Source organism: Bacillus sp. AF62, assembly GCF_050312695.1.
Lineage (GTDB): Bacteria > Bacillota > Bacilli > Bacillales > Bacillaceae_G > Bacillus_A > Bacillus_A cereus.
This window is the reverse complement of record NZ_JBNPJZ010000073.1, coordinates 43,476-54,192: the sequence shown is the minus strand read 5'-3', so window position 1 is coordinate 54,192 and position 10,717 is coordinate 43,476. Positions and strand designations below refer to the sequence as shown.

Sequence of the window (10,717 nt, the reverse complement as noted above, 5' to 3'; positions counted from 1 at the left end):
TACTATCATTCTTCCAGGAAAACGGGTTTCTTTATGCATTCATTTTTGGATATTTATGAGTTTTGCAACACCCTCATCTTTATCAAGACGATATAATCCTTCCATCGTGTTTCCTAAAATTTGTGCCCCTAACGTATCAGTAGACTTAGAAGTATCCATTGTCGGAATTTCTTGATTCTCCGTACGATTTAACACTTGCTTCGCTGCATATTTAATATCAGACTTTTTATCTTCGCCACCACTAGACGTCGTAGTCGTTTTCTTCTCCCCACCTGATCCAGAACATGCTGTTAACGCCATACTCATCGCTAATACTGGCGCTACAACCGCCGTAAACTTTTTCATCTTTTTCTTCATTTTTGTATCCTCCCCAATTATATGTACGAAACTAGATTTGAGTAATTTCCTATTAACTAGTTATCAGAAAATTCTTATTAATTAATATTCTACTAATTTTTCTGGTTTTGTAAAGTTATTTTTAAAATATTCTAAAAATTATTTTTTTGTGATAGTAACAAGTATTCTTTTTACAATTATCACTATACAAATTCTTCATTATATCTATCGATTTATTTACATGTAATCTCATAATAAAAAGAGCATTCCAAAAGTAAATAGTCTACTTTTGGAATGCTCTATCATTTATCTTTCTATTGTACGAGATTCTCACTACAAAATAAGCTAAGAAACTTGTATACATCCACTTAAAGATAACATTACTGTTTAAAAATTATTTTCCATCTTTTTCAGTCATATATGCCCACTTGAAGCTATACTCTGGGCTAATGTTATGGTGAACGATGCCTTTTGCATTTGGTTTTTGAACATATGCATCACCACGTTGGTATAAAGGTACAAGTGCTACATCTTTCTCAAGAAGTAATTTCTCAGCTTTTCCTAGCTCTTCCCAACGTTTCTTCGCGTCACCCATTAATTCTCCACCAGCTTTTTTAATCATATCATCATACTTAGAATCAGCGAAGCTCATTTGGTTATGAGAATGATTAGACTGGAACATATCTAAGAATGTCATTGGGTCAGCGTAGTCAGGTCCCCAACCAGCAAATGATAAATCATAATCTTGCTCTGTTTCTAATTTTAACTTTTGCTTGAATGGCTGAAGTTTAATATTAACCGTTACACCTTTTAAGTTTTTCTCAATTTGGTCTTTTACATATTCTCCAACTTTTTTCGCATTACCAGTATCATAGTTTAATAGCTCAATTGTAACTTGGTCTTTTCCAAGTTCTTTTTTCGCTTCATTCCATGCAGCTGCTGCTTTTTTCGCATCTGGCTTAATACCATTTTTAAATGTTTCTTGGAAATCTTTACCATCCGGTCCGGTTGCTAATCCTTTTGGTACTAAGAAGTCCGCAGGTTTAGATCCATCATTTAAAATTACATTTGATAGATTTTTCTTATCAATAGAAAGCGCGATTGCTTCACGTAATTTTTGGCTCTTTAACGGTGTATCTTGTCCGCCACGTTTTTGGTTCAGACGTAAGAAGTATGTGCTTACTTGTGAATATGTGCCAAACTCTTCTTTATTATTTCTATACTTATCAACGAATTCACCTGATAGAAGTGCAAAATCAATTGCATTTGTATCATATAAATTTACTCTTGTAGCTACTTCTTTTACTACACTATAGTTAATTTCATCTAGTTTTACAGTCTTTTTATCCCAATATTGGTCGTTTTTCTTTAATTTCCAACCTTGCTCATGCTTCCAATCAGTAAGAACGAACGGTCCGTTATATACTGTTGTATCAGACTCTAAACCATATTTATCTCCTTTTTCCTTCACGAACTTCTCATTTAATGGATAGTACGATGGGAACGCTACTAAGTTTAAGAAGTATGGTACTGCTTGTTCTAACTCAACTTCAAGCGTATAGTCATCTACCGCTTTTACTCCTAGCTCTGCTACAGGTTTTTCACCTTTATTCACCGCTTCCGCATTTTTAATTGGAAATGCAATAAATGCATACTCAGCAGCTGTTTTTGGATCTAATAAGCGTTGCCATGCATATGCAAAATCTTTCGCTGTTACAGGATCACCATTTGACCATTTTGCATCTTTACGTAGTTTAAATGTATATTTTTTACCATCCTCACTCTTCGTGCTTGATTCTGCAGCAGCTGGGATTGGTTTGTTATCTTTATCTAATCGATATAAACCTTCCATTGTGTTCCCTAAAATTTGAGAACCTAATGTATCTGTATTTTTAGAAGTATCCATTGTTGGAATCTCATTTGTTTCAGTACGATTTAGTACTTGTTTTGCTGCTAATTTTCCTTCTGATTTACTATCTCCACCAGAGCTAGAATTTGTGCTTGTCTTCTTATCTCCACCTGATGTAGAACATGCTGTTAATGCCATACTCATTGCTAAAACTGGTACTACAACCGCTGTTAGTTTTTTCATTTTTTTCTTTTTCACTTTCTGTACCCTCCCTAATTCTTAACGCTCTCATTTAAGAATTTTCTGATAATTATGTTTTTCTTTATATATTTATTAGAAGATTCTTATTAACTATTATTCTACTAATTTTTTGAGTTTTGTAAAGTGTTATTATTGAAAATTTTTAAAAAATTATTTTTTTACAGTAATATTCATAAAAATTACTTAACCTTTCGAAACACTATACCTCATGGAATTCTATGTATTGATTTAATAGTCTTTATATCCCTTCACTATAAAATAACTTGTAAATTATTGTTAATAAATAATGTATATCGTAACAAACCTCTTTTCTACAAAAATAAAAAAGCAGACATTTCGTCTGCTTTAATTCTCCTCAATTTGCTTTTCACTTAACCCTAGATGTGTTCTAAGAGTATTACTCAAACTCTGTAGATCTTTTTTATTAGGATTATAATAATATACACGTTGCCCGTTTGGGCCATTAGGTAAGTATAAATCATCACCAGCTAATTGTATTTTTTCAACTGAACCGTTTAAACCGTATTTATAAAAAGATAAAATATCATCCATTACTAAATTTGTTTTAAAATCACTATCAACCGCCTCAACTATTTTTTCTAGCTTCGTAATCGATCCTACACTTTTTAATTTACTTAAAATTGCTTCAATAACAAGTTGTTGGCGCTGTCCTCTCATTGCATCACTATCAATATGGCGCGTTCTTGCTAGTGCAAGTGCTTCTTCGCCATTTAATTTTTGTAATCCTTTTTTCAAATGAATCGCATCAGGTTCATCTTTACTATTTTGCTCCGTAAATTCAACCGGGACATCCACTTCAATACCATCTAACCCATCAACAATTTTAGTAAAGGAACCAAAATTAAATTTCACAAAATAATCAACGGGCACCTGTAACAATTTTTCTACCGCTTCCACAGAAGCTTGCGGTCCTCCATCTCTACCATTTTTAACGAAACCACTTCCATATGCATGGGTTATTTTATCTTTTTTCTTTTCAACTGGAACATATGTATATGTATCACGCGGTATGCTCGTTAATTTCACTGTTTTATCGTCTTTATTAAAAGTCGCTAACAATAATGCATCTGTATGAAATGCACCATTATATTCCTTTTGTCGTTCTTGATTTTCATCAATTCCCATAATTAAAAGTGAAACATGATTTGCAATTGGCTTTACAGATTTCTCACGTAAATTGGATTTTTCACCTCGTGCTAAATTCAAATTAGATTTTTGTACGAGACTAGAAGTTTTCATATATACATAGGCTCCATAGCCAATTCCACCAAATAGTAATACCGCCAGTAGTAAACTTATTATCGTTTTCTTTTTATATTTTTGCTTATTTTTCTCTTCTCTTAAAGATGAATGATTCTCCATTTACTCTCCTCCTGTTTCTATTCATCCAATATGTTTTTCATTCTTTCATATTTAGCGCTATCCTTTTGAAACATACTTTCTTTCAATCCCTTATCTATTTGTATCCATTCAGTCGTAACTGAATATTGAATCAAGCCTTCTTGAAAACTAAGAAATTTCAACATAATCCCTGTATTTTTCTCCACAACCATTTCGAATTTCCCTCTTAAATCTTCAGAGGTGCTAACAGGCATCTCTATGTTGATGACTCCTTCAATTTTGTAACAATCTAATCCAAGATATTTTGTTTCTTTATAATTCCAATCTTTATATCGAATCAACAAATCTGCGAATTCTGATTGAATACTATATTTAGCTAGCCCTACATATTCATCATCATATCTCTTTTTCTCACTTGATTTTCTCACTAACCTTTCCGTAGGATTTAATTTTAATAGTTCATTGTTTCTTTCTTTCGGGTTCCATTTTGTCTCTTTATAGGTATACTTCTCATCATCAAACTCTTTTTTCTTGCCCTCTTTATATATAATTGTTCGTTTTTTCGCTAGTTTATCTTCTTTCGAAGAGATACCTCTTTGTTTCTCCGTATCAATCGCATACTTATATGTTGTAGCAATTCTTGATGAGCTAGAATATTCCTCAAATTGTCCTGAAATATTTTTAAAATAATCAATAGAATCTAGCATTTTTTGATGAATCTTTTCTTTATCTGGATAATGTACATTCGATTTTATTTCTTCTTCATTTTCAAAATCAGAAAACGCTTTTTTCTTTACATATTCAAATACTCCACCATTTTGCGCAAAACTTTGTATAGAAAACTCAGACATAGATACCACTGAAAGTATACAAACCGCTGCACTAATTATCATCATATGAATTTTGTAACTCTTCTTTTTTACCTGAAGATTATATAGTGTGCCATTAATTTTTTCATTTAACTCTGGAGGTACTATAACATTTTCATCTTTTATTCTCTTTTTTAATTTCTCATCAAATAATTTTTCATTATCCATCCTTTACACCCCCTATTCCATCTTTAATCGTTTTTGTAGTTGTTCCCTCGCGCGTGACAATCTTGATTTCACTGTTCCTTTCGGTATTTCTAACAGCTTTGCTATACTCTCTTGATTCATATCTTCATAATAATAAAGCACCGTAACAGCTCTTAATTCTTCATGTAACGATTGAATCGCATTACACAAATCTATATCTTCATACTGATCACACGCACTCATATTGTAATCATTCTCTTCTGTCACAATTACATTTTTATACGCTCTAATAATATTGTTACACTCATTTATTAGTATTCGAATTAACCAAGTTTGAAAAAATTCTTCTTTTTTTAATTTTTTTATATTTTCATAGGCCTTTAAAATTGTTGTCTGTATCGCATCCTCTATATTTGTCTCATCACGTAACATCGCCTTTGCTATTCGATACATCTTCACTTTTTCTGTATGCATAAGCGCTATAAAGGCTTCATGATCACCTTTTTTCGCCAAAGAAACATCCGTTTCTTCTTTTATAATCATTTTATATAAAGGGATTACTTTCACAATTGCTCCTCCTGTTTCATCCTCACTTCATCACTTCCAATTTAACTTTACATGTATTAGACGTATGAACCTAGAAAAAGGTTCGTTTTTTTGAATATTTCCTTAATTAAAAAGATAAATATCCTTTATAAGTGTTATGCGATAAACATACTAGTTTAAATTTACAAATAAAAAAAGCCCACTTTCTAGTGGACTTTCTACTTTATAACGGTAAATCCCTCTTCTTAAACACTACAATTGCTACTATGAAAATACAAAGTGCTCCGGCAATTAACCCTATACTTACTGGCCATATATTATACGCTCCTTCAGCAATTTCTTTCGGACGAAACAGCGTGAATAATGATAGGTTTTTCATCCATTCTAACTTATCACTTAACTTCCCTACCATATCCAATACGAAAAATAGGATAGTTAAACTCGCTGAATAACTTAGTGCTTTTCTTTCGTCATTACATATACAAGAAAAGAAAAATGAATACGCACTAACGACTAAAAATATGAGCCCTCCGACTATATTTATCTTCAAAAATAATTCTTTATTTAAGTTATTATCTTGTAAAAACCATTCTGCACCTACTAACCCAGCTACATACGTAACAGATACAATAATCAGAAGTCCCAATATGAGAACAGTAGCTTGTGTAATAGCAATTTGCACTCTAGATACAGGTGTTGCTAGCAAGTATGCCATTGCTCCTTTATCTACATGACGAGCAATTAAATGTGTCGCAACTGTTACGCAAAAAATTGTTAAAATGATAATAAACAATAGACTATAGTATTCGCCCGCTAGAAAATCCATTACGTTTTGAATCGGACTTTCCATACCAACGATTTTTTTCACACTATCAGGCATGGCAGCTATTAATTCATTTAGCCCTTTCGCTGATACCATTGACGGGAATATCCAAATTAATAACCACAGATATAAAGCCGCACCACACGCATAACTCAAAATACTTTTTTGTGTTTCTTTCAAACTAGCTAAAAACAATTGCTTATTCATGCATTATCCCTTCTTTCTTATCGTAATAATGCATAAATAAATGTTCTAAATCCATCGCTCTCGTTTGAAGAGCCGTTACATTATAGTTTGAAAGTGTTTGTAAAACAGTTTGATAGTTTCCTTGTACAATGATAGATGCCTCTCTACCTTTTACCGCTTCAAATTGCAAATTACACTTTGTAAGGGACTCAATCTCTTCTTGTGATGATACTGTTACATCTATCACCTGTCTTCTCATACTTTGTAAATCGTGAATATTTTCAACCGTTACGATTCGACCATCTTTAATAATAGCTACTCTATCACAAGTTCTCTCAATTTCAGTAAAAATATGTGATGACATTAGGATTGTTTTTCCTCTTTGCTTTTCCTCTAATATTAAATCTATAAACATTTGCTGCATAAGTGGATCAAGTCCAGATGTTGGTTCATCTAAAATTAACACCTCTGGATCGTGCATAAATGCAGCGACTATCCCTACTTTTTGCTTCATTCCTTTAGACATTTTGCGAATCGGTGTTTTCACATCAAATTGCAGACGCTCTATCAGTTCATCTCGTCTTTTTGTATCCTTTAATCCACGCATTCCTTGCATTAATTTTAAAAACTCTAATCCGTTCATTCCTTCAATAAAAGAAATTTCACCCGGTAAATAACCAACTTCCCTTTGAATTTTCGCTGCTTCATTCCAACAATCTAATCCAAAAATTGTCGCTTTACCAGCTGTCGGTTTTATAAATCCCATTAAATTACGAATCGTCGTTGATTTCCCGGCACCATTCGGTCCTAAATAACCAAATACTTCTCCCTCTTTTACATCAAATGTAATATGAAACAAACCTTTTCCATTCGAAAACTGTTTTGTGACATCTTGAACTGAAATCATAATTCCACCTCATTTTTTTGAAATATTTAATATATGATATTTCAAAATTATTGTACTCCTCATCTTCCATATTCGCAACAACTTTTTGAAATATTTATTAGTCTATATTTCAAAATTATTGTTTTCCATTATTTTTTCTTGTATATTTTAAGTGAGGTGATTGCATTGAACGGCTTTGAAAGAGTAAAAGAAAAGAAAAAGCGTGCCATTAAAGAAGCAGCATTCGTATTATTTTCAGAACGTGGATTTAATGAAGTGAAAATAGAACATATCGCAAAAGAAGCAAACGTTTCTCAAGTTACAATTTATAATCATTTCGGAAGTAAAGATGCATTATTTAAGGAGCTCATACAAGAATTTATCATATCTGAATTTCAATATTATAAAGATCTTGCAGAAGAAAAATTACCTTTTCATGATATGATGCAAAAAATGATTGTAAGAAAAATGAATACTGGCGGGTTATTTCAACCTGATATGTTACTACAAATGATGCAAAGGGACGAAGAACTCCGTAAGTTTATTTATAGTTATCAAAATGAAAAAATCCTGCCCTGGTATTTAGAAATATTAGAACAAGCTCAGCGCAAAAACGAAATTAATCCACACCTTACTAAAGAAATGATGTTACTTTACATTCAAATGTTTACTAAATTAGGTGATCATTTTGGGGCACAACTTCTTGAAGGAGATCGTGAAAAACATATAAAAGATATCGTTACGATGTTCTTTTATGGACTCTCCGTCCCAGAAAAATAATTTTTCTAAAGAACAAATAGAATCACCAAAAAGCCCTTTGGATATTTAAATCGCAAGGGCTTTTTCATATCAAAAAATGACTAAAACTAACTTTATCTTAAAGAAGTTAAATGCTGCTTTATAGATAACACCTTATTATAGATTAACTCTTTTAGCATAACAGGCTGAATTGAGATAATCGTTTCACCGAAATTCAGAAAGTAATTTGAAATAAAATCAAATTCTTGCTTGTTAAAATAGCCTGTTATAATGTAATTTTCATTTTCCTTTTGCATCCTCATGGAAGGATAATTCTCTTTATCAAAAATGTCCTTTCCTTTTTGACTAACAATGACGCTAAAATCAATTGCATCAGGCTTCCTGTGAAAAGTAGTAAGATAACTTAATAATTCTTTAAGATTTTTTGGATGAACATTGCTTGTTTCCACAATAGAAAGAATTTTATCACATCTAATTATTTGAACATGATTTGTCTCAAAATTAAAGATTTTAGCATACCACTGGCCAAATTTAGATTCTATTCGAATAAATTGGGCAACCAATGCTTTCTCCTCACCTTTTTTTAAATATGTTAAATGATAAACTCGCTCAGCAAAAATCCCCTGTAAAATTTCTTTTAAGAACGGACTAAAATTACTATGATTTGTTACTTCAAAGGAAAGCGTTCGTTCCATGATTGAAATATTTTTACTCACATTATCAGGTAATACATGTTTAAATTTATTTTCAAGCGCAATACTTTCTACATTAAATGGTTTTGTCTTGTATCCATTTAGCGTAAGAATTGAAAAGTATAACGCATACATTTCATCCACACTAAAATAAATTGGTGATAACACATTATTTTCTATAATTTTATAACTTCCATTTCTACCCAGTTCAGAATATATGGGTACACCTATTTCTTCCAATGATTGAATATCTCGCAAAGCGGTACTTTTAGAAATATCATATCTAGTCATTAAATCTTTTAAATTAAAATATCTTTTATTCTTTAAGAAAATAAGCATATCATTTATTCGTTCCGTTTTTTTCATATTTCCCTCCCAAAAAGGTGTCATGTATTGAAACCCTTTTAATCTATATTATAATTATCAACTAATAAAGGAGTTATATATTTATGACATTAGAAATAGCTATTTTTCTTTCAATGAATGGGCAAGCAAAGGAGGCGATTAATTTTTATATACGTAATTTAGAAGCCAAAAAGTTAATGATTGTTACGTATGAAGAACTGGCGAAAAGAGATAGTTCTTTTAAAATTACAAGTGAAAATAAAGATCATATTGCTCACTCTGTTTTACAAATTGGGAATACAAAGCTAATGATAGCAGAAGATACAATGAATACTAATGAACGTTATAACGTTGGAAATAACATGTCACTTTGCATTCAAAGCGCTAATTTAGAAGAAATACAAAGGTTTTATAATAATTTAATTTCCGATAAGCATGTAAAAATAATCTCTCAGCTAGAAAAAAATATATTTAGTGAAGCATATGGTATTATTGAAGATCCTTATGGCATACAAATCCAATTAATGTACGATAAACGACTAAACTAATTAATTAATCATATTCACATATTCCTAATAAAAAAGACACGAAATTCGTGTCTTTTTATTTTATAGAAATGACTCTACCCTTTTCACTGCTTTCAATCGCTAATTGAATCAGTTTAATAACATCTAAACCTTCTTTTGCTGTTACAGGTAGTTCCTCACCATTTAATATACTATCTCGTACACCTTTATAATAATTGTCATAACAACCGACTTCTGTTGGAATACGCTCTAAGCTTTCTTCTGTTTCTAAAGTAGCAAAATTCTCTTCATCGTCTACCCCATAACCGTTATTGCCTGGCTTCATTCCACTTTTTAATTGCTCTTCCTGCGAATCCATACCGTACTTCACGATAGAACCTTTCTCTCCATGCACTATAAAATGCGGTCCAGCTTTTTTCACATAACTGCTGCTACGTAAAATGACACGTTTAACTCCGTAATGCAGTACTATGTGGAAATAATCATCCACCTCTGCACCTGGTCGTTGTTTTATTACATCTGCACTTATCGCATCTGGTTTCCCGAATATTGATAACGCTTGGTCAATTAAATGCGATCCTAAATCGTATAATATACCGGAACCTGGTAGATTTTTTTCTCTCCATCGATCACGTACATGTGGACGGAAACGATCAAAATTTGATTCATATGCGTATACATTCCCTACTCTGTTTTCTCCTAACAATTTCTTAATTGTTAAGAAATCATTATCAAAACGACGATTATGATATACGCTTAACATTACATTATGCTGCTCTGCTAATGTAATAAGCTCTTCCCCTTCTTCAATTGAAACAACAAATGGTTTTTCTACAACAACATGCTTACCGTTTAAAATTGCTTCTTTTACATATGGAAAATGAGTTGTATTAGGTGATGTAATAACAACTAAGTCAACATCAGCTCGCTTCACCAATTCATCAATTGTACTAACAACATTAGCGTTTGGTAATGTTTCTTTTACTACCTCTTCTTTTGAGGATAATACAGCTCGAATATCATATTCTTCTATTATTTGTAATAGTGGGATATGAAATGTCGTACTAGAAAAACCAAATCCTACAATCCCTACACCTATTTTTTTCATGTTGCCCCTCCATTTGTGCCG

General features: G+C 31.8%; 10 protein-coding genes and 1 pseudogene. 2 read left to right on the top strand and 9 right to left on the bottom strand.

Going from position 1 to position 10,717, the window contains the following annotated elements:
• Positions 1–75 precede the first annotated feature (75 nt).
• From ACQRBL_RS17815 to ACQRBL_RS17785, 7 genes and pseudogenes are all read right to left on the bottom strand, one after another.
• Positions 76–357 (bottom strand): annotated as a pseudogene (locus ACQRBL_RS17815) (peptide ABC transporter substrate-binding protein); the annotation flags it as partial.
• Between the two features lie 373 nt (positions 358–730).
• Positions 731–2,443, bottom strand: a complete 1,713-nt coding sequence (locus tag ACQRBL_RS17810; RefSeq protein WP_000727534.1) for a peptide ABC transporter substrate-binding protein — start codon at positions 2,441–2,443, stop codon at positions 731–733.
• A gap of 348 nt (positions 2,444–2,791) precedes the next feature.
• Positions 2,792–3,829 (bottom strand): LCP family protein, encoded by a 1,038-nt coding sequence (locus tag ACQRBL_RS17805; protein ID WP_065484935.1) that lies wholly within the window; start codon positions 3,827–3,829, stop codon positions 2,792–2,794.
• Positions 3,830–3,846: 17 nt separating this feature from the next.
• The gene (locus tag ACQRBL_RS17800) at positions 3,847–4,845 is read right to left on the bottom strand and encodes an anti-sigma factor (protein ID WP_411996160.1); all 999 of its coding nucleotides are present in this window, start codon (positions 4,843–4,845) and stop codon (positions 3,847–3,849) included.
• Between the two features lie 12 nt (positions 4,846–4,857).
• Entirely contained in the window at positions 4,858–5,391 is a 534-nt protein-coding gene (locus ACQRBL_RS17795) for an RNA polymerase sigma factor (RefSeq protein ID WP_065484938.1), read from the bottom strand.
• Between the two features lie 202 nt (positions 5,392–5,593).
• On the bottom strand, positions 5,594–6,400 hold the full coding sequence (locus tag ACQRBL_RS17790) for an ABC transporter permease subunit (protein WP_001041425.1): 807 nt from the start codon (positions 6,398–6,400) through the stop codon (positions 5,594–5,596).
• Positions 6,393–7,286: an ABC transporter ATP-binding protein gene (locus tag ACQRBL_RS17785; RefSeq protein ID WP_065484939.1), complete on the bottom strand. Its 894-nt coding sequence runs from the start codon at positions 7,284–7,286 to the stop codon at positions 6,393–6,395. Before ACQRBL_RS17785 ends, ACQRBL_RS17790 begins: the two co-directional genes overlap by 8 nt.
• 156 nt (positions 7,287–7,442) lie before the next feature.
• Between ACQRBL_RS17785 and ACQRBL_RS17780 the strand changes: the two genes are divergently transcribed.
• A complete protein-coding gene (locus ACQRBL_RS17780) occupies positions 7,443–8,045 on the top strand; it encodes a TetR/AcrR family transcriptional regulator (RefSeq protein WP_411996161.1) in 603 nt (200 codons plus the stop codon).
• A 92-nt stretch (positions 8,046–8,137) separates the two neighbouring features.
• Here ACQRBL_RS17780 and ACQRBL_RS17775 read toward each other — a convergent pair whose 3' ends face one another.
• On the bottom strand, positions 8,138–9,106 hold the full coding sequence (locus tag ACQRBL_RS17775; RefSeq protein WP_411996162.1) for a helix-turn-helix transcriptional regulator: 969 nt from the start codon (positions 9,104–9,106) through the stop codon (positions 8,138–8,140).
• Between the two features lie 59 nt (positions 9,107–9,165).
• Between ACQRBL_RS17775 and ACQRBL_RS17770 the strand changes: the two genes are divergently transcribed.
• Positions 9,166–9,609 (top strand): VOC family protein, encoded by a 444-nt coding sequence (locus tag ACQRBL_RS17770; RefSeq protein ID WP_000171338.1) that lies wholly within the window; start codon positions 9,166–9,168, stop codon positions 9,607–9,609.
• A gap of 55 nt (positions 9,610–9,664) precedes the next feature.
• Here the strand turns inward: ACQRBL_RS17770 and ACQRBL_RS17765 are convergent, their stop codons facing one another.
• On the bottom strand, positions 9,665–10,696 hold the full coding sequence (locus tag ACQRBL_RS17765) for an oxidoreductase (protein ID WP_023522722.1): 1,032 nt from the start codon (positions 10,694–10,696) through the stop codon (positions 9,665–9,667).
• Positions 10,697–10,717: the final 21 nt, after the last annotated feature.

Coding starts and splice junctions, on each gene's coding strand:
- ACQRBL_RS17770 (WP_000171338.1), top strand. CDS start 9,166: ATGACATTAGAAATAGCTATTTTTCTTTCAATGAATGGGCAAGCAAAG.
- ACQRBL_RS17765 (WP_023522722.1), bottom strand. CDS start 10,696: ATGAAAAAAATAGGTGTAGGGATTGTAGGATTTGGTTTTTCTAGTACG.
- ACQRBL_RS17800 (WP_411996160.1), bottom strand. CDS start 4,845: ATGGATAATGAAAAATTATTTGATGAGAAATTAAAAAAGAGAATAAAA.
- ACQRBL_RS17775 (WP_411996162.1), bottom strand. CDS start 9,106: ATGACACCTTTTTGGGAGGGAAATATGAAAAAAACGGAACGAATAAAT.
- ACQRBL_RS17785 (WP_065484939.1), bottom strand. CDS start 7,286: ATGATTTCAGTTCAAGATGTCACAAAACAGTTTTCGAATGGAAAAGGT.
- ACQRBL_RS17805 (WP_065484935.1), bottom strand. CDS start 3,829: ATGGAGAATCATTCATCTTTAAGAGAAGAGAAAAATAAGCAAAAATAT.
- ACQRBL_RS17790 (WP_001041425.1), bottom strand. CDS start 6,400: ATGAATAAGCAATTGTTTTTAGCTAGTTTGAAAGAAACACAAAAAAGT.